The sequence below is a fragment of the Streptomyces sp. NPDC030143 genome, from assembly GCF_055573695.1.
This window is the reverse complement of record NZ_JBVIAY010000014.1, coordinates 18,795-44,910: the sequence shown is the minus strand read 5'-3', so window position 1 is coordinate 44,910 and position 26,116 is coordinate 18,795. Positions and strand designations below refer to the sequence as shown.

Sequence of the window (26,116 nt, the reverse complement as noted above, 5' to 3'; positions counted from 1 at the left end):
AGCCGACGTGCCCCGGAACACGGGGGCCCGGGAGCCGGCGTGCCCCGGTACACGAGGCCGACGTGCCCCGGAACACGGGGGCCCGGTAGCCGGCGTCCCCGGAACACGGGGATGCCGGCGTGCCCGGAACACGGGGCCGACGCGCACGTGCGTACGGGAGCAGGGAGGGCCGCGCTGCCCGGACGCGCAGAAGGGGTGCCCCCCGTCGGGGGCACCCCTCCTTCCGCGTGAGCGTGACGCTCAGCTGTCCGGCGTCGTCCGGAGAACCGCGTCAGGCGTCGAAGTCCTCGCGGATGCGGTCCTCTTCGTCGCGCTGCGGCGTGCGCTCGGTGTCCTCGTCACGGTCGCGCTGGCGGCCGCGGCGCTGCACCTGCTCCCGGGTCTCGTCCATCTTCTGACGGGCCTGGTCCTGCAGCTGCTCGGACTGGTCGCGGAACTTGTCCTTCATACCCATGTGGGTTCACTCCCGTAGTGGGTGGGGAATCGGCCTCCTGCTGGGGCCTCGACCAGATTCACACGAGCCCTCACCCGGCGCATGTCGATCAGTCACGGTGCGTAGTGCGGTGCTGCTCATCGGCCGCGCCGCCCGCTCCCACCAACCCGGTGCGCATGCCCGTGAGGCGGGGCGCGAAGCGCCTCATCTCACGTTGCCCGACCGTCCCGACGAGTCCGGGGAGGTACCCGCGCACGCCCTGCATGCCGCGCAGCCACCACTGCCCGTACACATGGGAGGAGCGGCGTTCGATGCCGGCTACGAGCCGGTCCACCGCTGGACCCAGCGGGTACGTCTTGTTCGCCGGCCACGGCAGCCGCTGCCGCAACTCCCGCATGACGTCGTCCTGGTCGGCGCCGCGCACCATGTCGGTGTCGGTCCAGGACAGGTAACCGACGCCGACCCGCACGCCCTTGTGGCCGACCTCGGCCCGCAGGCTGTGCGCGTACGCCTCCACGCCCGACTTGGACGCGCAGTACGCCGTCATCATCGGCGCCGGGGTGATCGCGGCGAGCGAGGCGATCTGGAGCAGGTAGCCGCGGCTCTCCGTGAGCACCGGCAGGAAGGCGCGCGCGGTGACCGCCGAGCCGATGAGGTTGACCTCGATGACCCGCCGCCAGGCCTGCGGGTCGGAGTCGGCGAACGGCCCGCCGGTGGCCACGCCCGCGTTGGCGACGACCACGTCCACCTTGCCGAAGCGCTCCTTCACCTCCCGCGCGACCCGCGTCATCGCCTCGTGGTCGGTGACGTCGGCGTGCCAGTGGGCGCTGTCGGTGTGCAGCCGCTCGCCGACCTGCTTGAGCGCGTCGGGCTCCAGGCCGACCAGCGCGATGCGCGCACCGCGCGCGGACAGCTTGCGGGCGAGCAGCTCCCCGACGCCCCGCGCGGCCCCGGTGACGACGACGACCTGTCCCTCCAGTCCGACCCTGCTCATGCGCCCTCCTTCAACTGGGTGTACGTGGCGGCGAGTTCGCGTATCTTCCCGGTCACCAGCCCGGGCGCCTCGACGGGCGTCATATGGCCGAGGCCGGGAACCTCCGTCAGGCCCACGCAGTGCGGCAGCGCGGCGGCCAGCGAGCGGGCGTGCACCGGCGGGGTGAGCCGGTCGGCGGTGCCGACGACGACGGCGGTCGGCACCCGCAGCTCCCGGACACCGTGGTCGAGGTCGAGCAGCGACAGCACGCGGGACCAGGTGTGGCGGACCGCGCGCGGGCAGGCGTGCACGATCCGGGCACACGCGTCCACCATGTGCGGTGCCGCGTCCGCGCCCATCGTGGCGTACTTCAGGATCCGCCGGGCGAGCGGCGTGACCGGGCCGAGCGGCGCCCTCGAACCGAGGACGCGACCGGTCAGCCAGGTCCGCAGCCGGCCCGGCCCCAGCGGTACGACGGTCGCCTCGGCGACCAGCCGCGAACTGCCGGTGCTGCACAGCAGGACGGCCGCCACGTGCGTGCGGAACGCGGGGCGATCGGAGGCGGCCATGACGGTCATGCCGCCCATGGAGTGCCCGGCCACGACCGCCTTCTCACCGGGCGCGAGCGTCGCCGTGAGCACGGCCTCCAGGTCGTCGGCGAGGGTGTCCGCGCTGCACACCTGGCTCGCCGGGGTCCGGCCGTGGCCGCGCTGGTCGTAGGCGACGACCCGGTGGTCGACGGCCAGTTCGCGGATCTGTGCGGCCCAGAAGGCGGTCGAACACGTCCACCCGTGTGCCAGCACCACCGCCGGCGCCCCGGCGGGCCCGTGCACCTCGACGTGCAGCCGGGTCCCGTCTGCCGAGACGACCGGCGTCTCCCGCTCGGGCACGGGCGGCGCGCAGGGCCCGGCCCCCCGGCGGGTCGGGCGGCTCATGCGGGGGCCCGCGTCGGCTCGGCCTCGGCCGCCGCGGGCCCGGCGGAGGGCTCCGTCGCGGTCTCCGGGCGGGCGGGGGCGCGCAGGACGTCGTACTCGGCCAGGTCCACGCGGCGGGTCATCCGGCGGAACTCGCTGGTCGTGCCCGGCCAGATGGTGGTGTTGCGGCCGTTCGCGTCCAGGTACCAGCTGGTGCAGCCGCCCGTGTTCCACACCGTGCGCCGCATCCGGTCCTGCACGTGCCGGTTCCAGGCGTCCACCGCGCCCGGGCGGGCGTCGAGGGCGGCACGACCGCCGAGGACGTCCAGTTGGCGCAGGTGGTCGGCCATGTAGTTCAGCTGGGACTCGATCATGAGGATCATCGAGGAGTTCCCCAGACCGGTGTTGGGCCCGATGACGGTCATCCAGTTGGGGAAGCCGGGCACGGACGCGCCGCGCAGGGCCTCCATGCCGCCCTTCCAGGTCTCCGCGAGGGTCCGCCCGTCCGCGCCGACGACGCGCTCGGCGATCGGCAGGTCGGTGACGTGGAAGCCGGTGCCGAACACGATCACGTCGACCTCGGCCTCGGTGCCGTCGGCCGCGACGAGCGTGGAGCCGCGGACCTCGCTCAGACCGCTCGCGACGACGTCGACGTTGGGCCGGGCGAGCGCCGGATAGTACTCGCTCGACAGCAGGATCCGCTTGCAGCCGATGCGGTAGTCAGGGGTGAGCTTGGCGCGGAGCGCCGGGTCCCTGACCGCGCGGGCCATGTTGCGGCGGGCGAGCTGCTCGACGAAGCCGAGCTCGTTCGGATACTTGGTGAAGGCCTGCACCTGGAGTTCGCGGATGCCCCACAACAGCCCGCGGCGCAGCCGGGCGGTCACGGGCAGCTTCTCGTGCAGCCAGCGCTCGGCGCCGGTGATGGCCCGGTCCACGCGGGGCATCACCCACGCCGGGGTCCGCTGGAAGAGGGTGAGGCGGCCGACGCGCGGCTGGATCGCCGGCACGATCTGGATGGCGGAGGCGCCCGTGCCGACCATGGCGACGCGCTTGCCGGTGAGGTCGTAGTCGTGGTCCCAGCGGGCCGAGTGGAAAACCTTCCCCGGGAAGGAGTCCAGGCCGGGGAGGTCGGGGACCTTCGGATCGGACAGCGGACCGGTGGCGGAGACGACGACGTCGGCGCTGAGGTTCCCGCTCGCGGTCCGGATCTCCCAGCGCAACCGCTCGCCGTCCCACGCCATCCGCTGCACCTCGGAGTCGAAGCGCAGATGGGGGCGGAGTCCGAAGACGTCCGTGACGTGCTCCAGGTAGGCGCGGATGTGCTCCTGCCCGGAGAAGGCGCGCGGCCAGTCCGGCTTGGGAGCGAAGGAGAAGGAGTACAGGTGGGAGGGCACGTCGCAGGCGCACCCGGGATAGCTGTTGTCCCGCCAGGTGCCGCCGACGCTGCTCGCCCGTTCCAGGACGACGAAGTCGGTGATCCCCTCGCGGCGCAGCCGCACGGCGGCCCCGAGACCGCCGAACCCGGACCCGATCACCGCCACCCGTACGTGCTCGGTCATCCCACAACCTCCTGGCGTGCGACTGTGCCAGTGAACACTGGCGCAATGGGACTGTAGAGCAGCTCCGTACTGATGGGTAGGGGCCGGACGGAGGAAGTTACCGCAGGTACGACATAGGGTTTCGGGCGTGGCGGACAAGCGGGAGTACCGAATGGAGGAGCTGGCCGGGGAGGCCGGCATCACCGTGCGCACCCTGCGCTTCTACCGGGAACGCAAACTGCTCCCGCCACCGCGCCGCGAGGGCCGCATCGCCTGGTACGACGAACACCACCTGGCCCGGCTGCGCACCATCGCCGCCCTGTTGGAACGCGGCCACACCCTCAACGGCATCGCCGAACTCGCCGACGCCCTCGACCACGGCCGCGACGTCGCCGACCTGCTGGGCGTCGGCGGCGGCCCCACCGAGGAGGAGCCGGTCCGCCTGACCCCCGAGGAGCTCGCGGCCCGCTTCGAGGGCCAGGTCACCCCGGAGAACCTCGCCGCCGCCCTGGAACTCGGCTACCTGGGCACCGACGGCGACGAGATCGTCCACATCAGCCGCCGCCTGCTGGACGTCTCCGCCGCGCTCGTCCGCGAGGGCATCCCCCTCGCCGACGTCCTGGCGGCGGGCGCCCGCGTCCGCGAGCACGCCGACGCCCTCGCCGAACTCTTCACGGCCCTCGTCCTGCGCCACGGCACCGAGGCCGACCTCCCCCGCCTGCGCCCCCTGGCCCGCAGCGTGGTGGAGGCGGAACTCTCCCTGGCCCTGGACCGTCGTCTCCACCACGGTCAGGGGTCGTAGACCACCGTCACCGGCGCGGTCAGAGGTCGTAGACCACCGTCACCGGCACGGTCAGAGGTCGTAGACCACCGTCACCGGCGCATGGTCCGACCAGCGCTCGCCGTGGGTGGCGGCGCGCTCCACGTAGGCCTTGACGGCCTTGGCGGCGAGGCCGGGCGTCGAGACCTGGAGGTCGATGCGCCATCCCGTGTCGTTGTCGAACGCCCGCCCCCGGTACGACCACCAGGTGTACGGGCCGGTGGTGTCCGGGTGCAGCGCGCGGACGACGTCGACATAGCCGCCGTCCTGCGGGGTGAGCACCCGGGTCAGCCACTCGCGCTCCTCCGGCAGGAAACCGGAGCTCTTCTGGTTGGCGCGCCAGTTCTTCAGGTCGGCCTGCTGGTGGGCGATGTTCCAGTCGCCGCAGACGACGACCTCCCGGCCGTCGGCGGCGGCACGCTCACGAAGGCTCTTCAGGTGGGCGAGGAACTCGGACATGAAGCGGATCTTCTCGTCCTGGCGCTCGGTGCCCACCTCACCGGAGGGGAGGTAGAGGGAGGCGACCGTCACACCGGGCAGGTCGGCCTCGACATAGCGGCCGGCGGTGTCGAACTCCGAGGACGCGAAGCCGACGCGGACGGCGTCCGGTTCACGGCGCGAGTAGAGGGAGACGCCCGCGCGGCCCTTCGCGGCGGCGGGGGCGTGGGTGACGAACCAGCCCTCGGGGGCGCGGACCTCCTCCGGCAGTTGTCCGGGCTCGGCGCGCACCTCCTGCAGGCACAGCACATCGGCGGAGGTGTCGGCGAGCCACTCCACGAAACCCTTCTTCGCGGCGGCACGCAGTCCATTCACGTTCACAGAGGTCACGGTCAGCACCCCGGCACGATACCTGCACACTGGACTTCGTCCAGAAATCGACCGACCACCCACCCTGCATGGATGTACTTTGACTAGCGTGAACATACGCCGTGTGCCCTTCGACCACCCCGACGCCGTCAAGTTGAACGACGAGGTCCAGGCCGAATACCACGAGCGTTACGGCGACGGCGGCGACGCCACCGCCCTGGAACCGGACGACTTCGCTCCGCCGCGTGGCGTGTATCTCGTCGCGTACGACGAGCAGGACCGGCCGGTCGCCACCGGCGGCTGGCGCAGCCGGGACGAGAACGGCGAGGGCAACGAGGACGGCGACGCCGAACTCAAGCGCATGTTCGTGGTCCGGGAGGCCCGGGGCCGCGGACTGGCCCGGCGGATCCTCGCCGAGCTGGAGCAGGACGCGCGGGCGGCCGGACGCCGGCGCATGGTCCTGGAGACCGGCACCCAGCAGCCGGAGGCCATAGCCCTCTACACCTCCAGCGGCTACGAGCCGTGCGTGAAGTTCGGCTACTACCGCTTCCACGAGGCAAGCCGCTGCTACGCCAAGCCCCTCGGCGGCTAGGGCCCTTCTGATGGATCTCCGTGGGAGAAGGAGCGGCGTCCGGCACGCCCTCTCGCCGCACCGGCCGAAAGCCCGAGAGCGGACGCGGCGATGCCGCACCGGGCACCCGGGTCGGACCGGTCCTACGCGGTCCCTACGGCGTCCGCGCTGCGCCGGCCCGCGGGAAAGCCCATCTGAGGACCGGCCGACTGCCGTGGGCGGCAAGGGTGTTGGCGGTCGCCGTGGGACGAGACCCCGCCGCCCGGGGGCCGGGCACGCGACAGAGCCCCCGTCGGTCTCCCGACGGGGGCTCTATGCTGCGTGGACCTGAGGGGATTTGAACCCCTGGCCCCCTCGATGCGAACGAGGTGCGCTACCGGACTGCGCCACAGGCCCTTGCAACGAGTGAAACTCTAGCACCCCGATCGGGCAGCTTGGAAATCCGTTCCCCGGCTCCGACCAGCGGTCCCCTTGGGGTGCCTCACTCGTTGGCGGCCCGCGGCCGGTCGCCGTCCTCGTACTGGTCGAACAGGGGCGTGCGCCCCCGCTCGCGCGAACGCCGGGCCGACGCGGCGCGGCGCGCGTCGCTGCGCTCGCCGTCGTCCTCCGCGCGGACCGCCTCCTCCTCCGACTCCGCGCCCGGTACGTCCCCGGTGGCGTCCGTCTCCTGCGCCGGGACCGAGCTGGACCGGGCGGAGCTCCAGGTGTCCGGTGCGCCCAGGTCCACGTCGGCCGAGGCGCGCGGTGCGACCGGGGCCGTCACGTACGTCGGCAGCGGCACCGGCACCGGGTCCCAGCTCTCCCCGTGGCCCGGGCGGCGCTGCCGCTCGCGCTGCTGGTCGACCCACTCCGCGTGGTCGGTCTGCTCGACTAGGGCCCTGCGGTCGGCGGCGAGCGCCAGCAGGCCGGGGTCGGTCTCCGGCGCGGTGACCTCGTGCGGCTCCTCCGCGTCGGCGGCCGGTCCGGCCTCGGCCGGCGCGGACGCGGGACCCGACGCCCGTCGGCGCGGCTGGCGTTCGCGCAGTCGCTGCGCCGCGGCCTCGGCGCGTCTGCGGTCCATCGTGTACGCGAACCGGCGGCGCTCCTGGGAGCGCAGGTGCGCGATGTACGCGCTGAGCAGGACGGCGGGCACACCGGGCGCCCACAGGAACGCGAGGCCTCCGACGGCCGCGACCACCGCGCCCAGCGTGAAGGCGAGGAAGAGCATCACGGTGGTGCGCCGACGGCGTGCGAGCACCTTCGAGCGCCGGGCGCGTGCGGCGGCCGCCTGCGCGGCGGCCTGCGCGGCGGCGGGCGTGGGCGCCGAGGCCGGTGTGGCGGTGGAGTCGAGGGCGTGCTGCCCGGAGGGGGACGCGGAAGCGGGGGGCTGCGCGGGGCCGGGGTCCTGCTCGCGCGCGGCCCTGGCCGCCTGTTCGCGTCCCGTCTCGCGCACCTGTTCACGCCCCGCTTCCCGCCCGGACTCGCGGCCCGGCTCCCGCCCCTGGTCGCGGGAGGCCTCGCGGGGCTGGTCCCGCCCGGAGTCCCGCCCCTGGTCCCGCCCGGACTCGCGCCCCGACTCCCGCTCCCCCACCGGCGCCTTGGCCTGCGGGCGGGTCGGAGGCATGGCGAAGGCCCGGACGTCCACCGACTCGGTGACGGCGTCCGGCGCGTCGGCGTCGGGCTCCCCCGCCTCGGCGGAGCGCGCCCGCAGGTCCTTGGCGTACCGGCGCTCCATGCCCGCCCGTCCGGACAGCAACCGGATGGCGGTGCTGAAGCGTTCCGTCGGACGGGCCTCGTTCAGCTCGTCCTGCCTACGGAGCCACATCGGCACCAAGTAGGCGGCCCAGGCCCCGACGATGACTGCGTAGATGAGGCCGCTGCTGCTCACGCCTCACACGGTAGAGGGGTTTGCGTGAGGCCATCCGCCAATTGAGCCGGTGTGTCGCACGATCTGGCTGATATTTCGAGCTTTTTTTGCGACTGATGCGATCAGCAGGCCGCCGGAGTCGCGAATTCAGGGACCGAGACGGTCACCAGGCGATCACTTTCGAACGTTTATTCAATTTCCCGGCCGGCGGCATTCCCTCGGGAGTTCTGCGGGTCACGGAGCCGGCCCCGGTCGGCCCGGTTCCGCCGCCAGCGGCTCAGCAGCCCCTCCGGCACTTCCTCCGCCGTGAGCGCGAAGACGAGATGGTCCCGCCAGGCGCCGTCGATGTGGAGATAACGCGGGCGCAGTCCCTCCTCGCGGAATCCGAGTTTCTCCACGACCCGTCGGCTCGGCCCGTTCTCGGGCCGAATGCAGATCTCGATGCGGTGCAGCCCGACGCTGCGGAAACAGTGGTCGACGACGAGCGCGACCGCCGTCGGCATCACCCCGCGGCCGGCCACCGCCTCGTCCACCCAGTAGCCGACGTGCCCCGAGCACATGGATCCCCAGGTGATCCCGGCGACCGTCAACTGCCCCACGAGCCGCCCCCGGTACTCGATGACGAACGGCAGCATGCGCCCCGCGTTCGCCTCGGACCGCAGATGGCGGACCATCTGACGGTAGGTCGGCCGGTGCGCGATCGGCCCGCTCGGCGCGGGCGGCGGGATGGTCGCCTCCCAGGGGCGCAGCCAGTCGCGGTTGCGCCGGTTGACCTCGCGCCACGCCCGCTGGTCGCGCAGCTTTATGGGCCGCAGGACGACGTCGCCCTCCGCGAGTTCGACGGGCCAGGACGGGCCGTTCAGCTCGCACCCCCCTGGCCGGTGCCGGGTCTGGGGTGGTCACCGCCGCGCAACTGCTCCACGGCGTGCGCCAGCAACGGTTCCAGGACGGCCAGCCCGTCCCTCACCCCGCCGGTGGAGCCGGGCAGGTTCACGATCAGCGTCCGGCCGGCGACGCCGGCGAGCCCGCGGGACAGGACCGCCGTCGGCACCTTCTCCCGGCCGTGGGCGCGGATCGCCTCCGCGATGCCCGGCACCTCGTACGCGATCACCGCGCGCGTGGCCTCGGGGGTGCGGTCGGTGGGCGAGACTCCGGTGCCGCCGGTGGTGACGATCACGTCGTAGCCGGCGTCCACGCCGGCCCGCAGCGCGGCCTCCACCGGATCGCCGTCGGGAACGACCTGCGGCCCGTCGACGGCGAACCCGAAGCCCGCGAGTCCCTCGGCGATCAGCGGCCCGCCCTTGTCCGCGTAGACGCCGGCGGCCGCCCGGTTGGAGGCTGTCACGACCAGCGCGCGGTGGGGCGCGGCGCTCATGCCCGGCTCCAGTCGCCGGACTTGCCGCCCGTCTTCTCCTCGACGCGCACGTCCGTGATGACCGCTCCCTTGTCGACCGCCTTCACCATGTCGATCACGGTGAGCGCCGCGACGGAGACCGCGGTGAGCGCCTCCATCTCCACGCCCGTGCGGTCCGTCGTCTTCACGGTGGCGATGATCTCCACGGCGTCGTCCGCGACCGACAGGTCCAGTTTCACACCGGACACCGCCAGGGGGTGGCACAGCGGGATCAGGTCGGGGGTGCGTTTGGCGCCCATGATGCCCGCGATCCGCGCGGTGGCCAGCGCGTCGCCCTTGGGGACGCCCTCACCGCGCAGCAGTTCGATCACGCGGGGCGAGACGAGGACGCGTCCGCTGGCGCGCGCGGTGCGCGCGGTCACGTCCTTGCCGGATACGTCGACCATCCGGGCGGCGCCCGCGTCGTCGATGTGCGTCAGTCGGTCCTGCCTGCTCATGCTGTGTCGCGCTCCCGGTCCGGGCCCGTCGCGGTGCGGCGCACGGGCCTGCTGTGCGCGACACGGTACCCCCAACCGGCAGTGCTCAGCCGAGCAGGACCACCTCGACCTCGCTGCCGGGCTCGACGCTCTCCACGTCCTCGGGGACGACGATCAGCGCGTCGGCGTGCGCGAGGGCGGCGACCAGGTGGGAACCGGCACCGCCGACCGGGCGGACCGTACCGTCGGCGCAGGTCGCGCGCAGGAACTGTCTGCGCCCCTTCGGCGAGGTCAGTGCCTTGTCGGCGGTGAGTGTCGCGTGCGTGGTGGGCCGGTGGACGTCCCGCAGACCCATCAGGGTGCGGATCGCCGGCCGGACGAACAGCTCGAAGGAGACGTACGACGAGACGGGGTTGCCGGGCAGGGCCAGCAGGGGGATGTGGTCGGGGCCGATGGAGCCGAAGCCCTGGGGCTTGCCGGGCTGCATGGCGAGCTTGCGGAACTCGATCCCGCTGCCCGCCTCGTCCTCGTCCGCGACGAAGGACAGGGCCTCCTTGACGACGTCGTACGCGCCGACGCTGACCCCGCCGGTGGTGACGAGCAGATCGGCGCGCACGAGCTGGTCGTCGATGGTGGAGCGCAGGGTCTCGGCGTCGTCGGCGACCGCGCCGACGCGGTAGGCGATGGCTCCGGCGTCCCGGGCGGCCGCGGTGAGGGCGAAGCTGTTGGAGTCGTAGATCTGGCCGGCGCGCAGTTCCTCGCCGGGCTGGACGAGTTCGCTGCCGGTGGACAGCACGACCACGCGCGGGCGGGGGCGCACCCGGACCGTGCCGCGCCCGATCGCGGCGAGCAGCGCGATCTGCGGCGGGCCGAGGACGGTGCCGGACTCCAGGGCGCGGTCGCCGGCCTTCACGTCGCTTCCCTTCGCGCGGACGTGCGCGCGCGGCTCGGCGGGCCGGTGCACGCGCACGTGCCCCGCGGCCTGCTCGGGGGCGTGGCTGCGGGCCCGCATCCCGTCGACCGGACCCTCACCGAGGCCGCCGTCGGTCCACTCCACGGGGACGACGGCTTCGGCGCCCGGCGGGAGCGGGGCGCCTGTCATGATCCGCGCGGCCTGGCCCGGCCCCACGCGCAGCAGGTCGGCGGCCTGTCCGGCCGCGACGTCCCCGACGACCTCCAGGACCGCCGGGAACCGCTCGCTCGCGCCCTCCACGTCCGCGACCCGCACCGCGTAACCGTCCATCGAGCTGTTGTCGAACGGCGGCAGCGAGACCGGAACGGTGACGTCCTCGACCAGGACGCAGCCCTGTGCGTCGGGCAGTTGCAGCTCGATCGGCTCCAGGGGGCGGACGGTGGCGAGGATGTCCTCCAGGTGCTCGTCCACCGACCAGAGGTGGTCCTGGCCGACGGGGCGGGACGCGGCGGTGCTCACGGTGGCTACATCTCCTCGGTGACGTAACTGCGAAGCCAGGACCGGAAGTCCGGTCCCAGGTCCTCACGTTCGCACGCGAGTCTGACAATGGCACGCAGATAGTCGCCACGGTCGCCGGTGTCGTAGCGGCGGCCCTTGAAGACGACGCCGTGCACGGGCCCGGCGACCTTCTCCTCCTGCGCGAGCTGCTGGAGGGCGTCGGTGAGCTGGATCTCGCCACCGCGGCCCGGCTCGGTGCGGCGCAGCACGTCGAAGATGCCCGGGTCGAGGACGTAGCGTCCGATGATCGCGTAGTTCGAGGGGGCGTCCGCCGCCTCGGGCTTCTCCACGAGGCCGGTCACCTTGACGACGTCGCCGTCGGGGGTGGGCTCGACCGCGGCGCAGCCGTAGAGGTGGATCTGCTCGGGGGCGACCTCCATGAGGGCGACGACGCTGCCGCCGTTCTGCTCCTGCACCTCGATCATGCGCTGGAGCAGCGGGTCGCGCGGGTCGATCAGGTCGTCGCCCAGCAGGACGGCGAACGGCTCGTCCCCGACGTGCGGAGCGGCGCACAGGACGGCGTGGCCGAGGCCCCTGGGGTCGCCCTGGCGCACGTAGTGCATGGTCGCGAGGTCGCTGGACTCCTGCACCTTGGCGAGCCGGCCGGCGTCGCCCTTCCTCTGCAGCGCCGACTCGAGCTCGTAGTTGCGGTCGAAGTGGTCCTCGAGGGGGCGCTTGTTGCGGCCCGTGATCATGAGGACGTCGTCGAGGCCCGCGGAGACGGCCTCTTCGACCACGTACTGGATCGCCGGCTTGTCCACGACCGGCAGCATCTCCTTGGGAGTGGCCTTGGTCGCCGGCAGGAACCGGGTGCCGAGGCCGGCCGCGGGGATGACAGCCTTGCTGATCCTGGGGTGGGACTGAGTCATGGCGGCAACCTTATCCGGTGACTTTGTGCGGAACTTGTCCCCCGGGCCGGTTGATGCTCATATGAGCACATTGCCAAGGATCTGGGGGCAGAGCGTGAACCATCTCGAAGGCGGACCGGACTCTGACAAACGTACGTTGCGCCGAGAGCTCCTCGCCGTGAGGAACGGGTTGACGGCGGATGACCTGCGGGAGAAGGCTCGGGCCCTGGTCACGCACGCCTTGGAGCTGCCCGAGCTGGCACGCGCGCGGACCGTCGCGGCGTACGTCTCGGTGGGGAGCGAACCGGGGACGCCTGCGCTGTTGGACGCCTTGCGCGCCCGGGGCGTGCGCGTCCTGCTGCCCGCGCTGCTGCCCGACAACGACCTCGACTGGGGCGCGTACGACGGGCCGGGCTCCCTCGCACGAGTGCGGCACGGCGGCCGGATGGCCCTCTACGAGCCGGCCGGCGAGCGCCTGGGCCCGGACGCCGTCACGGACGCCGACGCCGTGCTGCTGCCCGGTCTCGCGGTCGACGCGCGCGGGATGCGGCTGGGGCGCGGCGGCGGTTCCTACGACCGGGTGCTGGCCCGTCTGGACCGGGCGGGGGCGCATCCGGCGCTGGTGGTGCTCCTGTACGACGCCGAGGTCGTCGCGTCGGTCCCGGCGGAGCCGCACGACCGGCCGGTGGACGCGGTGGTGACACCCTCGGGGGTGCGCCGCTTCCCGTGAGGCGTCCCCCGAAAACCGGAGGGGGCCCTCCACGCGTGCGTGGAGGGCCCCTTCGGTGTCTCTCGGTCGCTCACCGGGTCACGGCTTGAGCACCAGGGTGTCGCTCGTGGCGGCGTCGACCGCCTTCGCCGAGTACGCCCAGTCGAGCAGCTCGCCCTTGGCCCACTTGTCCGTCTGGTCGGTGTAGTGGGCGCTGTAGGCGTGCCCGGAGGCGCCGGTGAGGTTGATCCACTTCGACTTGTCGAGATCGTCGAGGTTGACCACCATCCGCATCGACGGCACCCATACGACGTCGTAGCCGCCGGCGGCGTTCCAGCCGGTGGCGTTGACCGCGGCCTCGCCGCCGCTGAGCTTCCACGGGCCGCGGTTGAGGAGGTACTGGAGGAAGCCGGGGCCGCTGGTGCCCAGCGTCTGGTTCTTCAGGAACAGGCGGTGCAGCCGGCCCCAGCTCCAGGTGTCGAGGTCCTTGCCGAGCTTGGCGGTCAGCTCCCAGCGGGCGTCGATCATGGCCCGCGCGAAGAGCTGGTCGCGGTCGACCGCGCCGGGCCGGGTGCCCGACTCGGGCGTCTTCCACCAGTCGCTGTCCGGCTTGTCCATCAGGGTGCGGACGACCTCGAACCAGCGGTCGCCGCCGTCCGGCTGCGCCTGCTTGGGGTCGCGCTGGCCGCACTCGCGGACCTTGCCCGTCTCGTCGACGGGGGCGGTGGTGTTGACCGGGTCGACGTACACGCACTGGCCCTTGACCCGCACCTCCTTGGGCAGCTTGTGGGCGAAGGCCAGCTTGAGGATGTTGCGCCAGACCGCGTTGAAGTAGGCGGCTGCGGCGGAGTCGGCGTCCTGGGTGTAGTCCCAGCCGCGCAGCAGGTCCTGCGCCTCGCGGACGTCGGGGTCGGCCAGGTCGATCTTCAGCAGCGTCGGCACGAGCAGCCGGGCGATCTGGCTGTCGCTGTCCAGCTGCATCTGACGCATGTCGTCGGTGGAGATCCTGCCGCCGCCCTTGATCTTCAGCTTGATCAGGTCGGTGATGCGCTGGCTGCGGGTGCCGTAGCCCCAGTCCGCGGTGAGCGTGTAGGGGTACTTCTCCGGGTCGACCACGGCCTGGTTGGCGGTCACGATGTAGCCGCGCGCGGGGTCGTACTCGTAGGGCAGCTCGTCGAAGTCGACGTAGCCGGTCCACCGGTACTTGGAGTCCCAGCCCGGCGCCGGGACGGAGCCGTCGTGGCCCTTGGCGCGCGTGGGGATCTTGCCGGGCAGCTGGTAGCCGATGTGGTTCTGGGTGTCGGCGTACACCAGGTTCTGCGAGGGCACGTCGAAGAGCTCGGCCGCGGCGCGGAAGTCCTCCCAGTTCCCCGCCCTGTTCATGGCGAAGACGGCGTCCATCGAGGTGCCCGGCTCCAGCGCGGTCCACTTCAGGGCGACGGCGTAGCCGTCACCGCGGTCGGGTGCGGCGGAGTCGACGGTGGCCTTCCGGCCGACCTTGACGAGTTCACCGGCGCGGTCGGACAGCAGGGGCATCCCGTCGGCGGTCTGCCGGACGACGATCTTCTTCTCCGCGCCGCCGGCGACCTTGATGGTCTCCTCACGGGTGGTGAAGGGCCTGACCTTGTCGTCGTACTGGTAGCCGTCGCCGGAGAGCTTCTCCAGGTACAGGTCCGTGACGTCGACGCCGGAGTTGGTCATGCCCCAGGAGATCTTCTGGTTGTGGCCGATTATCACGCCGGGCATGCCGGCGAAGGTGTAGCCGGAGACGTCGTACTGGCATTTGGCGGAGAGCGTGCGGCAGTGCAGGCCCATCTGGTACCAGACGGAGGGCAGCGAGGCCGACAGGTGCGGGTCGTTGGCGAGCAGCGGCTTGCCGGTGATGGTGTGCTTCCCGGCGACGACCCAGGAGTTGGAGCCGATGCCGTTGCCGTTCACTCCGACGGCCGGGGGCAGGTCGTCCAGGACGTCGTAGAGGCCCGTGAGCTGGCTCTGCAGGGCGGAACCCTCGGTGCCGGTGCCGGTGCCCGTGCCGGATCCGGTGCCGTCCGTCGAGGAGTCGCCGGAGGAAGCGCTCGAGTCGCCCGAGCCGCTCGAGTCGCCGGACGAGCCGCTCGACCCGCCGTCCTGTTCGAACGTCTTGGTCAGCTCGTCGTACTGGCCCTCCTGGACGATCGCCTGGTTGCGGTCGTAGGGGTACCGCGGGTACAGCTCGGCGATCTGCTGCGGGCCCAGGCGGCTGGTCAGCAGGGCGCGGTCGATCTCGTCCTGCATGTTGCCGCGCAGGTCCCAGGCCATCGCCTTCAGCCAGGACACCGAGTCGACCGGGGTCCACTCCGCGGGCTTGTAGTCGTTGGAGAAGCCGAGCGCCGCGTACTCCAGGGAGATGTCCTCGCCGCTCCGGCCCTTCAGGTAGGCGTTGACTCCCTCGGCGTAGGCCTGGAGGTACTTCTTGGTGGTCGCCGACAGCTTGGTGTCGTACTCCTGCCGGGCGACGCGGTCCCAGCCCAGGGTGCGCAGGAACTCGTCGTTGTCGACCTGGCTCTTGCCGAACATCTCCGACAGACGGCCGGAGGTCATGTGCCGGCGCACGTCCATCTCGTAGAACCGGTCCTGCGCCTGGACGTATCCCTGCGCCATGAACAGGTCCGCGTCCGAGGAGGCGTAGATCTGCGGGATGCCGTAGCCGTCCCGCTTCACGTCGACCGGCCCGGACAGGCCGTCCAGCGTGATCGAACCCTTGGTCTGCGGGAACGAGGCCCGGACGGTACTGATGGACCAGTAGGCGCCGTAGGCGATGCCGCCGATGAGCGCCAGCACCAGTACAAGCACGATAAGACGGGCTTTGCGCCCCTTCTTCCTGCCGGACTTGCCGGGCTTGTCACCCGTTGTGGCGGTGGTGTTGGGGGGCATCGCTGTCCTTGCTGTCCTAACGCGAGCGGCAGGTCGGGCTGTGACTATGAATGAGCGCTGGAGCAACCATAGGCGCAGGGCCCCACGCCACTTGACGCGGAGTCGGCAACCAGCCCGGAAGAGCGTTCGATCCTGCCCCTTCGATCGTCAAGAAATCGTCAAGAGTTAGGTAAGGTAACGAAGTAGTTGGACTCGGAGCATGTTGTTCCGGTGTCCGATGTACATATGCACCCGCGCGCGCGTCGCGTGCGCCAGGGAAGGGAACCGCCGCTGACTGTCCACGACCTCAACCAGCTCCTGCTCGTCTGCTCGCTCGTCCTGCTCGTCGCCGTCGCCGCGGTCCGGATCTCCTCGCGCAGCGGGCTCCCCAGCCTGCTCGTGTACCTGGGCATCGGCATCGCCATGGGCCAGGACGGAGTGGGCGACATCCACTTCGACAACGCCGAACTCACCCAGGTCATCGGCTACGCGGCCCTCGTCGTGATCCTGGCCGAGGGTGGCCTGGGCACGAAGTGGAAGGAGATCAAACCGGCCCTGCCCGCCGCCTCCGCGCTGGCGCTGGCCGGGGTCGCGGTGAGCGTCGGGGTGACGGCCGCGGCCGCGCACCACCTGATCGGACTGGAGTGGCGGCAGGCCCTGATCATCGGGGCGATCGTGTCCTCGACGGACGCGGCGGCGGTCTTCTCCGTCCTGCGCCGGATCCCGCTGCCCGCGCGCGTGACGGGCACGCTGGAGGCGGAGTCCGGCTTCAACGACGCCCCGGTCGTCATCCTGGTCGTGGCCTTCTCCACCGCCGGACCCGTCGAGCACTGGTACGTGCTGCTCGGCGAGATAGTGCTGGAGCTCGCCATCGGCGCCGCCATCGGCCTCGCGGTGGGCTGGGCGGGCTCCTGGGCCCTGCGGCACGTCGCGCTGCCCGCCTCCGGCCTCTACCCGATCGCCGTCCTGGCCATCGCGGTCGTGGCGTACGCGGCGGGCTCCCTCGCCCACGGCAGCGGCTTCCTGGGCGTCTACCTCGCCTCCATGGTGATGGGCAACGCCAAGCTGCCGCACTGGCCCGCCACGCGCGGGTTCGCCGAAGGGCTCGGCTGGCTCGCCCAGATCGGCATGTTCGTCCTGCTCGGCCTGCTGGTCACCCCGCACGAGCTGGGCGACGACGTGTGGCCGGCGCTCGTCATCGGACTGGTGCTGACGATGGTGGCCCGTCCGCTGAGCGTCGTGCTGTGTCTCGTGCCCTTCCGGGTGCCCTGGCAGGAGCAGACGCTGATGTCGTGGGCGGGCCTGCGCGGCGCGGTGCCCATCATCCTGGCCACCATCCCCATGGTGGAGGGCGTCGAGGCCAGCCGCCGCATCTTCAACATCGTCTTCGTCCTGGTCGTCGTCTACACCCTGGTCCAGGGACCGACGCTGCCCTGGCTGGCGCGCAAGCTGCGGCTCGGCGAGGACGCCGAGGCGGCCGACCTCGGCATCGAGTCGGCACCCCTGGAGCGGCTGCGCGGACATCTGCTGTCGGTCGCGATCCCCGACGGCTCGAAGATGCACGGCGTCGAGGTCAACGAGCTGCGGCTGCCGCACGGCGCCGCCGTCACCCTCGTCGTGCGCGACGGCACCTCGTTCGTGCCGCTGCCGACCACCGTGCTGCGGCGCGGCGACGAACTCCTCGTCGTCGCCACCGACCCGGTCCGGGACGCCGCCGAACGGCGACTGCGGGCCGTGGGGCACGGCGGCAAGCTGGCCGGATGGCTGGGCACGAACGGCAACGGGCGTTAAGTCCGTGTTTCACAGCGTTCACACCCCGGTCATTCGGAGGTGGGCGGGGGTCATGGTGCTCGCTTTCACAGGGACGGCGGCCCATGATCCCTGTACGATGAAGGCGCACCTTGATCCACCCAACTCTGCCTGACGCAGAGCTGGCGCGACCGTATGGCGGCCGGGACGCCCCCCTCAGCGGGCGCCGGCATCTACCGCAGTACGCGCAAGAGGACAGCTCTCGGCGTCCCCCGCACGGGCGCGCTACCAGGCGGCAGAAAGGCACGGGCCGTGGCATCCACGGTCACCTCCGAGCCGTCGCAGGACTCGTCGGCCTCCTCCCGCCCGGGATACGGGCAACTGCTGCGCACCCGCGGCGCGTGGACGTTCCTGCTGCCGGGTTTCGCCGCGCGCCAGCCGTTCGCGATGCTCACCCTCTCCATCGTGCTGCTCGTGCAGCACACCACCGGCTCGTACGGGGCGGCGGGTGCCGCCGCGGCGGTCACCGGTGTGTCCATGGCGCTGTGCGCGCCCTGCACCGGACGCCTCGCCGACCGCTACGGGCAGCGCGCGGTGCTGGTCCCCGGCGTGATCGTGCACGCCGTGTCGGGTCTGACGCTGACGGCGCTCGCGCTGGCCCACGCGCCCCTGTGGGCGCTGTTCGTGGCGGCGGTGCCCACGGGCGCGTCCGTCCCGCAGATCGGGCCCATGGTGCGGGCCCGCTGGGGCGTGACGCTGAAGGACTCGCCCCTGATGACCACAGCGGCGGCCTTCGAGTCCGTCACGGACGAGCTCACCTTCGTCGTCGGACCGCTGCTGGCGACCGCCCTGTGCACCGCCGTGAACCCGGCCGCCGGCCTGGTGACGGAGGCCTCCCTCACCCTGGTCGGCGGTCTGCTGTTCGCCGCGCAGCGCGCCACCCAGCCCCCGGTCGCCGTCGAGGGCCACGCGCGCGTGGAGCACACCTCGGCCCTGCGCGTCCCGGGCGTGCGCGTACTGATCGTGACGTTCCTCGGCATCGGATCGGTCTTCGGCGGCATGCAGGTGTCGCTGGCCGCGTTCACCGAGTCGATCGGCGAGCCCGGTCTGAACGGCGTCCTGTACGGCACCTTCGCCGCCGGCAACATGCTCTCCGGCCTGGTCTGCGGTGCGATCGCCTGGAAGGCCGCCCCGCAGCACCGGCTCGTCGTCGGGTACGCCGCGCTGGCGCTGACCGCCTCCGGCCTGTGGGCCGCTCACTCGGTGCTCGTGCTGGCGGGCCTCGGCCTCCTGGTCAGCATGTGCATCGCGCCCGCCCTGATCACCGGTTACACCCTGGTCGAGTCCCTGGTGCCGGCCGGGGCGCGCACCGAGGCGTTCACCTGGCTGACCGGCGCGGTGGCGCTGGGCCAGGCGGCGGCCGTGACGGTCGCCGGGCAGCTGGAGGACCGCCTCTGGGGCGGCGCCGGGTTCCTGGTGCCGATGGGCGGCACGCTGCTCGCCCTGGCGACCCTGCTGGCGCTGCGGTCGCGGCTCACGGCGCGGCCCGGGGGCCGTACCGTCGCACGTGGCGTCGGTCACCGCGTGCCGGTGGCAGTGGACTGATCCCCGGGAATGCGTCACTATGGACCATCGTTAGCACTCATTGAGTGAGAGTGCCAGGAGGAAGACAGTGCCGACCTACCAGTACCAGTGCACCGAGTGCGGCGAGGGCCTCGAGGCGGTGCAGAAGTTCACCGATGACGCCCTGACGGAGTGCCCCAGCTGCGACGGCCGCCTCAAGAAGGTGTTCTCCGCGGTCGGCATCGTCTTCAAGGGCTCCGGCTTCTACCGCAACGACAGCCGCGGCTCCTCGTCGAGCAGCTCGCCGTCGTCGTCGCCCTCGAAGTCGTCGACGTCCTCTTCGACCTCCTCCTCCGCGTCGTCCTCGTCGTCCTCCTCGGAGACGAAGTCGTCGAGCGCCGGCACCTCGGCGGGCACCTCCGCCGCGTGAGCCTCCCACCGGGACCCTGTCGCCGTACGGCGGCGGGGTCCTCGGTGTTCCCGCTGTCTGTGGTGTCCCCATGGCCTCAGGGGTCCCCAGGGCCTCAGGGGTTCTCAGTGCCTCAGGGTCCCCAGGGTCTCCGTTGTTCCCACGGTCCCCGGTGTTCCCACGGTCCCCGGCGCGGGCTGGGCGGCGCCAGCTACTGTGCTGGTCATGGCGAACGCAGAGATCGGCGTAATCGGCGGCTCGGGCTTCTACTCGTTCCTCGACGACGTGACCGAGGTCCAGGTGGACACCCCCTACGGACCGCCCAGCGACTCCCTCTTCCTCGGCGAGATCGCCGGCCGGCGGGTCGCCTTCCTGCCCCGGCACGGCCGCGGCCACCATCTGCCGCCCCACCGCATCAACTACCGCGCCAACCTGTGGGCGCTGCGCTCCCTGGGCGTGCGCCAGGTCCTCGGCCCGTGTGCGGTGGGCGGTCTGCGCCCCGAGTACGGTCCGGGCACCCTGCTCGTGCCCGACCAGCTCGTCGACCGGACGAAGTCCCGCGCGGGCACGTACTTCGACGGGCTGCCACTGCCCGACGGCACGGTGCCCAACGTGGTGCACGTGTCGCTCGCCGACCCGTACTGCCCCGCCGGGCGCTCGGCCGCGCTGAAAGCCGCTCGCGGCCGGGAGTGGGAGCCGGTGGACGGCGGGACGCTGGTCGTCATCGAGGGCCCGCGGTTCTCGACCCGTGCCGAATCGTTGTGGCACCGGGCGCAGGGCTGGTCCGTGGTGGGCATGACCGGCCACCCGGAAGCGGCGCTCGCCCGCGAACTCGAGCTCTGCTACACCTCGTTGACCCTGGTCACCGACCTGGACGCGGGCGCCGAGACCGGCGAGGGCGTTTCCCACGAGGAAGTGCTGCAGGTGTTCGCGGCGAACGTGGACCGGATGCGGGGCGTGCTCTTCGACGCGGTGGCGGCGCTGCCGTCGCCGGCTGAGCGGGACTGTCTGTGCACGACGGCGCTGGGCGGGATGGAACCGGGGTTCGCTCTGCCGTAGGGGCGGGGCGCTGGGGTGGGGGTGGAGTGCTGAGGCGGCTTCGCCGAGGGGGCGCTGTGGTGCGGGCGGGGGCGTTGAGGTGGGGCTGAGGTGGAACGGCTCGTTCGGGTGAGGGAGTTGTCCACAGTCCGCTGGTGATCCACGGGCTCCGGCGGGAGGCGGCGCGAAGGGTCATCGTGGTCTGCGCAGGCCGATCCCTCGTCGCAGGTGGTGTTCTCCGTGTCCTTTCCCTCTTTCACCCTCCCGTCCCTCTCCCCGTCCTCCCTCCGTCCGCCGTCCGGCGTGGACGCTCCTGCCACCCGCGAGGTGCCGCAGTTCGCGCCCGTGCGGGTGCGGGGCGGGTGGTGCCGGCTGCGGCGCCTCGTCCGGAGCCGGAGGCGGGCCCTGGCGGTCGGCCTCGCCGTCGCGGCGGTCGCGTGGGTGGTGTCGGGGCCGGGATGGGGCCCGGATCCGGGTCGGGAGCCGGGACCGGGTCCCGGATCGGGTCCGGGTACGGCAGCGGGCGCGGGTACGGCAGCGGGCGCGGCGAGTCCGGGGCCGGGCAGGGGTCCGGGGAGCGTCGATCGGACGCGCGGCAGGCCCCCGGTCGAGACCGTCGCGGCGCCGGTGCGGATCGCCGACGCGGCCACCGTACGGCTGCTGCGCGCCGGCGACCGGGTCGATGTGATCGCCACCGACCCGACCGTGGCGGACGGCGACGCGGCCCGGGTGGTCGCCCGCAGGGCGCTGGTGACCGAGGTGCCCGCGCTCCCGAAGTCCGAGGCGGTGGACGGCGGCGCGCTGATTGTGCTGTCGGTGCCCCCACCCACCGCGGCGCGGCTGGCGGGCGCGGGTGCGACGGCCCGGCTGGCGGTGACGCTGTGGTGAGGCTGTTGCGCTCCCCCGGAGAACGACGCGATTGGACAGGCCCGCCTCGCCCTGACGTAGGTTGCGGAGCTGTTTGTTCCACAACCTGTGCAGATGAGGAGTGTCCCCGAGGTGAGCGAGAACAAGAAGGAGCCGAGCGTCCTGCAAGGCTTCAAGGCCTTCCTGATGCGCGGGAACGTCGTCGATCTGGCCGTCGCGGTGGTGATCGGCGCGGCTTTCACGAACATCGTCAACGCGGTGGTGAAGGGGATAATCAACCCGCTGGTCGGCGCCTTCGGCACGAAGAACCTGGACAGCTACAGCTCTTGCCTCAAGGGCCCCTGCACCGGGACCGGCGACACCGCGACGGGTGTGCGGGTCCTGTGGGGCTCCGTCCTCGGCGCCACCCTCACCTTCACGATCACCGCGGCGGTGGTCTACTTCCTGATGGTCCTGCCGATGTCGAAGTACCTGGCACGGCAGGAGGCCCGCAAGAAGGCGCGCGAGGGCACCCACGAGATCATCGAGGTGACCGAGCTGGAGGTGCTCAAGGAGATCCGCGACGCGCTGGTCGCCCAGCGGAGCCCGGACCGCGGCGAACGGTAGCGGTTCCTCGCCGCGTCCTGCGGGCGGTGCCGCACCGGACGCGACCCCGACGGGCGGTACCGCGGCGAGCGGTGCGGCATCAGGCCGGAACCGCGACGGGCACTGACGCTCCAGCCGGAGCCGCGTCGCACCGTACCGCTTCACCGAAGCCGCGGCGGGCGGTGCGGCATCAGGCCGGAACCACGACGGGCACTGACACTCCAGCCGGAGCCGCGTCGCACCGTACCGCTTCACCGAAGCCGCGGCGGGCGGTGCCTCACCGGGGGACGCCTGACCGGGTCATGCCGCGCCGGGCCGTGCCGGGCGGCGGGCCCGGCGTCTCACAGGTGGTGGGGCGGCTTCTCGTCGAGGAAGCGCCTGAGGTCGGCCGCGCTGTCGGCGCCGGCTCCGGGCCGCTCGCCCCACCCGCGGTCCGTGTCGTCCGAGGACGGCCGGTCCAGCGGGTCGTCGAAGATCAGCGCGGCCTTCGGCTCGCGCGGCTCGGGGGCGACGGGGGTGTCCATGCCTCCAGGGTACGGGGGGTCCGGGCGGTGTCGTCCGGGACGCGGCCTGCCCGGTGCCGACCTGTGCGTTCCCCGGCAGGATTCTCCGGTGGTTGGCGGCTGTGTGCCGGGAGCCGTGACGACCAGTCCGCCTCCGCCGTCCTCCTCTGCCCGCGCCCTCTCCGGCCCCCTGCGCAGGTTCACCGCGCGCGGCCGGCACGAGGCGCACCGGGCGGCCTCGCCGTTCGAGCTCTGGCCACCTGTAGCGGATCTGCACTCACCGCATGGATGACGAGTCGGTGACTCGGCCAAACGGTCTCGGTCGCGGCGCCAGGGGTTCGCCTACCTGTCGAGTGCCGTCCAGCAAGAGGCCCACAGCGCCCACGCCCGTCGCACGAGCCGGTGTGACGCGGCGGCCCGCCGGGGCGGGCTGCGTGAGACTGTCCGTCATGACAGTCGACGCTCTGACGGACGTCGCCGGGCTGCGGGTGGGACACGCCACGCGCGCCGGAGACGGTTGGCTCACCGGCACCACGGTCGTCCTCGCTCCGGAGGGCGGGGCGGTCGCCGCCGTGGACGTACGCGGCGGTGGCCCCGGCACGAAGGAGACCGACGCCCTCGATCCGCGCAACGTGGTGCAGCGGGTCGACGCGATCGTTCTGACGGGCGGCAGCGCCTACGGGCTCGACGCGGCCTCCGGGGTGATGGCCTGGCTGGAGGAGCGGGGGCGCGGGGTGCCGGTCGGACCCGACCCGGCGCACGTGGTGCCCGTCGTGCCCGCCGCCTGCGTCTTCGACCTGGGGCGCGGCGGCGACTTCCGGGCCCGCCCGGACGCGGCCACCGGACGGGCCGCGGTCGAGGCGGCCGCGGCGAGCGAGCCCGGTGCGCCCGTGCCGCAGGGGTGCGTGGGCGCCGGGACGGGAGCGGCGGTCGGGGCGATGAAGGGCGGCGTCGGCACGGCCGGTGTCCTCCTCGACTCGGGGATCACGGTGGCCGCGCTGGTGGTGGCCAACGCGGTGGGTTCGGTGCTGGACCCCGAAACGGGTGCGCTGTACGGGGAGTTGCTCCAGGGACGGGTGGAGTATCCGGAGACGCGGGTGCATGAGGCCGCGCGTCGGCGGATCGCGGAGAGCGCCGCGCGGAGCGCGCCCGCGCCGCTCAACACCACCCTCGCGGTGGTCGCCACCGACGCGCACCTCACCAAGGCCCAGGCGCAGAAGCTGGCGGGCACGGCCCACGACGGCATCGCCCGTGCCGTGCGCCCCGTTCACCTCCTGCACGACGGGGACACGGTGTTCACCCTGGCGACCGGCGCCCGCCCGCTCCCCGACCACCCGCTCGCCCTCAACGACGTGCTCGCGGCGGGCGCGGACCTGGTGACCCGGGCCATCGTGCGGGCGGTGCGCGCGGCGGAGTCGGTGGAGGCGGCGGGAGGGGTGTGGCCGTCGTACGGAGAGCTCTACGGGAGGCCCGCGAAGGGGTAGCGGCGGGCGATTGTCCCGGTTGTGTCACGCGGCGGTGTCCGGTGCGCACGGAAGGAACCCCTCCGGGCCGTGACCCCCTCCTTCTCCACGTACTGGAGCGGATCACCCACACCGGATGAAGCTGGAGCAGCCCGTGACATCGCCGGACAAAACAGCGCGGCGCGTACTGGGGGCCTGTGCCGCCCTGATGGTCGGCGCCCTCACCCTGACCGCCTGCGGCGGCAGCGCCAACGCCGAGAACGACGTCAAGGGCGGCAGGGGCGGAAAGGACGGCAAGGCGGCGGCCGCGAGGATCGCCATCTCCGCCGCGGACGGCTCGACGAGCGCGTCGATCAACACGACCGGTGTGAAGGTGAGCGGCGGCACGCTCACCACCGTGAAGATGACGGTGGCGGAGACCGGGGCGGCAGTGGCGGGGTCGCTGTCGGAGGACGGCCGCAGCTGGAAGCCGAAGGGCCAGTTGGAGCGCGGCACGAAGTACGAGATATCGGCGACCGCGAAGGACCCCGACGGGCGCACCGCCTCCGCCGGCTCCACCTTCACCACGGTCAGCTCCGCCAACAGCTTCCTCGGCACGTACACGCCGGACAACGGCACCACGGTCGGCGTCGGCATGCCGGTGTCGTTCACCTTCGACAAGGCGATCAGCGACAAGAGGGCCGTGCAGTCCCACATCACGGTCACGTCCAGCAGCGGCCAGAAGGTGGTCGGGCACTGGTTCGGCGCGCAGCGGCTCGACTTCCGGCCCGAGGAGTACTGGAAGGCCGGCTCCAAGGTCACGATGAAGATCGATCTGGACGGCGTGCAGGGCGCGAACGGCGTCTACGGTGTGCAGAAGAAGACGGTCACGTTCACCGTCGGGCGCTCGCAGGTCTCCACGGTGGACGCCACCACGCAGACCATGACCGTCGTGCGGGACGGCAGGACGGTCAAGTCGTTGCCGATCTCGGCGGGCAGTGCGCAGTTCGCCACCTACAACGGGCAGATGGTGATCTCCGAGAAGTTCCGTCAGATCCGCATGGACAGCCGGACGGTGAACATCGCCGACTCCTACGACATCCACGACGTGCCGAACGCGATGCGTCTGACCACGTCGGGGACGTTCATCCACGGCAACTACTGGTACAACAAGGGCAATCCGCCGTTCGGCCGCACGGGCACCAGTCACGGCTGCGTCGGTCTGCGGGACGCGCAGGGCGCCCAGGGCGACACCCCCGCCAAGTGGTTCTTCGACAGCTCCCTCGTCGGTGACGTGGTGATCGTCAAGAACTCCCCCGACAAGTCGGTCGCCCCGGACAACGGACTCAACGGCTGGAACATGCCGTGGAGTGAGTGGACCGCCGGTTCGGCGAGCTCCTGAGCGGCGGTTTCCGACCGTCCGTCGGGCCGCGCGGGAACATTCCGCGCGGCCCCCGCGTTTTCTCCTGCGTACGTTTTCTCGGTTCCCGGACATGATGTCCGACCGAGGGGCTACGGTATGCACCCACAAGGTGACATGCAGCAACGCCGGGAGAAACCTTGAGCGTTCCCTACGGGACGGCAGCGCAGGGACCAGCCGAGTCGCCCGAGTCTCCGGAGGAGCACCTCGCGCGGCTCCTGGGTCGCGCCCTGAACTCGTTCGAGCTGCCTGACGACACGCTGCGGCAGCTCGACTGCGCTCTGGCGCACGACAGCTCGCTGCACTCCGCCCACCACAGTTCCGGACTGCACCGCGAGACCTACCGGCACACCTGGCTGTTGGCCGACGGCTCGGCGCTCACCCTGTGGGAACTCGTCCACAACCCCGCCCCGGGCAGCGAGCCGCAGCACGAGGTGTACGTCGACGACGAGGAGTTGCGCGCCGCGACGGCCCGGCTGCCGCTGCCGCCGGACACCCCGGACTTCGAACTGCCGGTCATGGTGCAGCTGGCGCCGGTGCCCGCGCCGCGCCACCGGTATGTGCCGGACGACTCCGCCGACCACGCGCGCCGGCTGCTGCGCCGCGCGGAGAACCCCGACCGGCCCGGCGCCGACACGTCGGCGCTGCTGGCGACCGCGTTCGCCCACCAGATCACGCAGGCCTTCGGGCGGCCCTGCCGCGCGGGCCGCATCGGCCTGGGCTTCGCGCTCTACGAGCACGCGTTCCTGCTGCGTGACGGCCGGGAGATCTCCCTGTGGGAGGTCGAGCACACGGCGACGCCCGACGGGCGGCACATGTGCGAGGTGTACCTCTCCGAGACCGCGGCCCGCGAGGCGATGGAGCGGCGGGCGGCGCAGGTCTCCTGAG

The 26,116-nt window shown here is 72.3% G+C and carries 25 protein-coding genes and 1 tRNA gene; 12 read left to right on the top strand and 14 right to left on the bottom strand.

Going from position 1 to position 26,116, the window contains the following annotated elements:
* Positions 1 to 271 precede the first annotated feature (271 nt).
* The 4 genes from ACZ4YY_RS23360 to ACZ4YY_RS23345 all read right to left on the bottom strand — a co-directional run bounded on the left by ACZ4YY_RS23360 (position 272) and on the right by ACZ4YY_RS23345 (position 3,879).
* Complete coding sequence (locus tag ACZ4YY_RS23360; RefSeq protein WP_468293347.1) at positions 272 to 454, bottom strand: hypothetical protein; 183 nt, start codon at positions 452 to 454, stop codon at positions 272 to 274.
* Positions 455 to 542: 88 nt separating this feature from the next.
* A complete protein-coding gene (locus ACZ4YY_RS23355) occupies positions 543 to 1,427 on the bottom strand; it encodes an SDR family oxidoreductase (protein WP_468293345.1) in 885 nt (294 codons plus the stop codon).
* Positions 1,424 to 2,341 carry an alpha/beta fold hydrolase gene (locus ACZ4YY_RS23350; RefSeq protein ID WP_468293342.1) on the bottom strand — a complete coding sequence of 306 codons (918 nt, stop codon included), beginning with the start codon at positions 2,339 to 2,341 and terminating at the stop codon, positions 1,424 to 1,426. The genes ACZ4YY_RS23355 and ACZ4YY_RS23350 overlap by 4 nt, the downstream gene beginning before the upstream one ends.
* Positions 2,338 to 3,879 (bottom strand): flavin-containing monooxygenase, encoded by a 1,542-nt coding sequence (locus ACZ4YY_RS23345; protein ID WP_468293340.1) that lies wholly within the window; start codon positions 3,877 to 3,879, stop codon positions 2,338 to 2,340. Before ACZ4YY_RS23345 ends, ACZ4YY_RS23350 begins: the two co-directional genes overlap by 4 nt.
* 127 nt (positions 3,880 to 4,006) lie before the next feature.
* On the opposite strand from ACZ4YY_RS23345, the gene ACZ4YY_RS23340 reads away from it, so the two are divergent.
* Positions 4,007 to 4,660, top strand: a complete 654-nt coding sequence (locus ACZ4YY_RS23340) for a MerR family transcriptional regulator (protein WP_468293337.1) — start codon at positions 4,007 to 4,009, stop codon at positions 4,658 to 4,660.
* Positions 4,661 to 4,711: 51 nt separating this feature from the next.
* Here ACZ4YY_RS23340 and ACZ4YY_RS23335 read toward each other — a convergent pair whose 3' ends face one another.
* Entirely contained in the window at positions 4,712 to 5,515 is an 804-nt protein-coding gene (locus ACZ4YY_RS23335) for an exodeoxyribonuclease III (RefSeq protein ID WP_468293335.1), read from the bottom strand.
* Positions 5,516 to 5,594: 79 nt separating this feature from the next.
* On the opposite strand from ACZ4YY_RS23335, the gene ACZ4YY_RS23330 reads away from it, so the two are divergent.
* Positions 5,595 to 6,077 (top strand): GNAT family N-acetyltransferase, encoded by a 483-nt coding sequence (locus ACZ4YY_RS23330; RefSeq protein WP_468293332.1) that lies wholly within the window; start codon positions 5,595 to 5,597, stop codon positions 6,075 to 6,077.
* Positions 6,078 to 6,378: 301 nt separating this feature from the next.
* Here ACZ4YY_RS23330 and ACZ4YY_RS23325 read toward each other — a convergent pair.
* The 7 genes from ACZ4YY_RS23325 to galU form a co-directional block, all read right to left on the bottom strand.
* Positions 6,379 to 6,452, bottom strand: a tRNA-Ala gene (locus tag ACZ4YY_RS23325).
* A gap of 85 nt (positions 6,453 to 6,537) precedes the next feature.
* Entirely contained in the window at positions 6,538 to 7,923 is a 1,386-nt protein-coding gene (locus ACZ4YY_RS23320; protein ID WP_468293329.1) for a hypothetical protein, read from the bottom strand.
* Positions 7,924 to 8,090: 167 nt separating this feature from the next.
* Positions 8,091 to 8,765 carry a GNAT family N-acetyltransferase gene (locus tag ACZ4YY_RS23315; protein WP_468293772.1) on the bottom strand — a complete coding sequence of 225 codons (675 nt, stop codon included), beginning with the start codon at positions 8,763 to 8,765 and terminating at the stop codon, positions 8,091 to 8,093.
* The gene (locus tag ACZ4YY_RS23310) at positions 8,762 to 9,277 is read right to left on the bottom strand and encodes a MogA/MoaB family molybdenum cofactor biosynthesis protein (RefSeq protein ID WP_468293328.1); all 516 of its coding nucleotides are present in this window, start codon (positions 9,275 to 9,277) and stop codon (positions 8,762 to 8,764) included. The genes ACZ4YY_RS23315 and ACZ4YY_RS23310 overlap by 4 nt, the downstream gene beginning before the upstream one ends.
* Positions 9,274 to 9,753, bottom strand: a complete 480-nt coding sequence (gene moaC, locus ACZ4YY_RS23305; protein ID WP_468293325.1) for a cyclic pyranopterin monophosphate synthase MoaC — start codon at positions 9,751 to 9,753, stop codon at positions 9,274 to 9,276. Before moaC ends, ACZ4YY_RS23310 begins: the two co-directional genes overlap by 4 nt.
* A gap of 85 nt (positions 9,754 to 9,838) precedes the next feature.
* Positions 9,839 to 11,164: a molybdotransferase-like divisome protein Glp gene (gene glp / locus ACZ4YY_RS23300; RefSeq protein ID WP_468293323.1), complete on the bottom strand. Its 1,326-nt coding sequence runs from the start codon at positions 11,162 to 11,164 to the stop codon at positions 9,839 to 9,841.
* 5 nt (positions 11,165 to 11,169) lie between these two features.
* Positions 11,170 to 12,072: a UTP--glucose-1-phosphate uridylyltransferase GalU gene (galU, locus tag ACZ4YY_RS23295; RefSeq protein WP_468293320.1), complete on the bottom strand. Its 903-nt coding sequence runs from the start codon at positions 12,070 to 12,072 to the stop codon at positions 11,170 to 11,172.
* Between the two features lie 61 nt (positions 12,073 to 12,133).
* On the opposite strand from galU, the gene ACZ4YY_RS23290 reads away from it, so the two are divergent.
* Positions 12,134 to 12,781, top strand: coding sequence for a 5-formyltetrahydrofolate cyclo-ligase (locus ACZ4YY_RS23290; RefSeq protein WP_468293317.1), 648 nt, complete (start codon positions 12,134 to 12,136; stop codon positions 12,779 to 12,781).
* 78 nt (positions 12,782 to 12,859) lie between these two features.
* Here the strand turns inward: ACZ4YY_RS23290 and ACZ4YY_RS23285 are convergent, their stop codons facing one another.
* Positions 12,860 to 15,673: a penicillin acylase family protein gene (locus ACZ4YY_RS23285; RefSeq protein ID WP_468293314.1), complete on the bottom strand. Its 2,814-nt coding sequence runs from the start codon at positions 15,671 to 15,673 to the stop codon at positions 12,860 to 12,862.
* Positions 15,674 to 15,898: 225 nt separating this feature from the next.
* On the opposite strand from ACZ4YY_RS23285, the gene ACZ4YY_RS23280 reads away from it, so the two are divergent.
* From ACZ4YY_RS23280 to mscL, 6 genes are all read left to right on the top strand, one after another.
* Positions 15,899 to 17,443 (top strand): potassium/proton antiporter, encoded by a 1,545-nt coding sequence (locus ACZ4YY_RS23280; RefSeq protein WP_468293769.1) that lies wholly within the window; start codon positions 15,899 to 15,901, stop codon positions 17,441 to 17,443.
* A 270-nt stretch (positions 17,444 to 17,713) separates the two neighbouring features.
* A complete protein-coding gene (locus tag ACZ4YY_RS23275) occupies positions 17,714 to 19,006 on the top strand; it encodes an MFS transporter (protein ID WP_468293311.1) in 1,293 nt (430 codons plus the stop codon).
* A 67-nt stretch (positions 19,007 to 19,073) separates the two neighbouring features.
* Positions 19,074 to 19,394, top strand: a complete 321-nt coding sequence (locus ACZ4YY_RS23270) for an FmdB family zinc ribbon protein (protein WP_468293309.1) — start codon at positions 19,074 to 19,076, stop codon at positions 19,392 to 19,394.
* Positions 19,395 to 19,598: 204 nt separating this feature from the next.
* Entirely contained in the window at positions 19,599 to 20,432 is an 834-nt protein-coding gene (locus ACZ4YY_RS23265) for an S-methyl-5'-thioadenosine phosphorylase (RefSeq protein ID WP_468293306.1), read from the top strand.
* A 606-nt stretch (positions 20,433 to 21,038) separates the two neighbouring features.
* Positions 21,039 to 21,299 carry a hypothetical protein gene (locus ACZ4YY_RS23260; RefSeq protein WP_468293304.1) on the top strand — a complete coding sequence of 87 codons (261 nt, stop codon included), beginning with the start codon at positions 21,039 to 21,041 and terminating at the stop codon, positions 21,297 to 21,299.
* Between the two features lie 93 nt (positions 21,300 to 21,392).
* Positions 21,393 to 21,884, top strand: a complete 492-nt coding sequence (gene mscL, locus ACZ4YY_RS23255) for a large conductance mechanosensitive channel protein MscL (protein WP_468293301.1) — start codon at positions 21,393 to 21,395, stop codon at positions 21,882 to 21,884.
* A gap of 320 nt (positions 21,885 to 22,204) precedes the next feature.
* Here the strand turns inward: mscL and ACZ4YY_RS23250 are convergent, their stop codons facing one another.
* Positions 22,205 to 22,387, bottom strand: coding sequence for a hypothetical protein (locus ACZ4YY_RS23250; RefSeq protein WP_468293299.1), 183 nt, complete (start codon positions 22,385 to 22,387; stop codon positions 22,205 to 22,207).
* A gap of 428 nt (positions 22,388 to 22,815) precedes the next feature.
* Between ACZ4YY_RS23250 and ACZ4YY_RS23245 the strand changes: the two genes are divergently transcribed.
* From ACZ4YY_RS23245 to ACZ4YY_RS23235, 3 genes are all read left to right on the top strand, one after another.
* Positions 22,816 to 23,850, top strand: a complete 1,035-nt coding sequence (locus ACZ4YY_RS23245) for a P1 family peptidase (protein WP_468293296.1) — start codon at positions 22,816 to 22,818, stop codon at positions 23,848 to 23,850.
* A 133-nt stretch (positions 23,851 to 23,983) separates the two neighbouring features.
* Positions 23,984 to 25,210 carry a L,D-transpeptidase gene (locus ACZ4YY_RS23240; RefSeq protein WP_468293293.1) on the top strand — a complete coding sequence of 409 codons (1,227 nt, stop codon included), beginning with the start codon at positions 23,984 to 23,986 and terminating at the stop codon, positions 25,208 to 25,210.
* Between the two features lie 158 nt (positions 25,211 to 25,368).
* The gene (locus ACZ4YY_RS23235; protein WP_468293290.1) at positions 25,369 to 26,115 is read left to right on the top strand and encodes a DUF6227 family protein; all 747 of its coding nucleotides are present in this window, start codon (positions 25,369 to 25,371) and stop codon (positions 26,113 to 26,115) included.
* The last annotated feature ends 1 nt before the right edge of the window (position 26,116 follow it).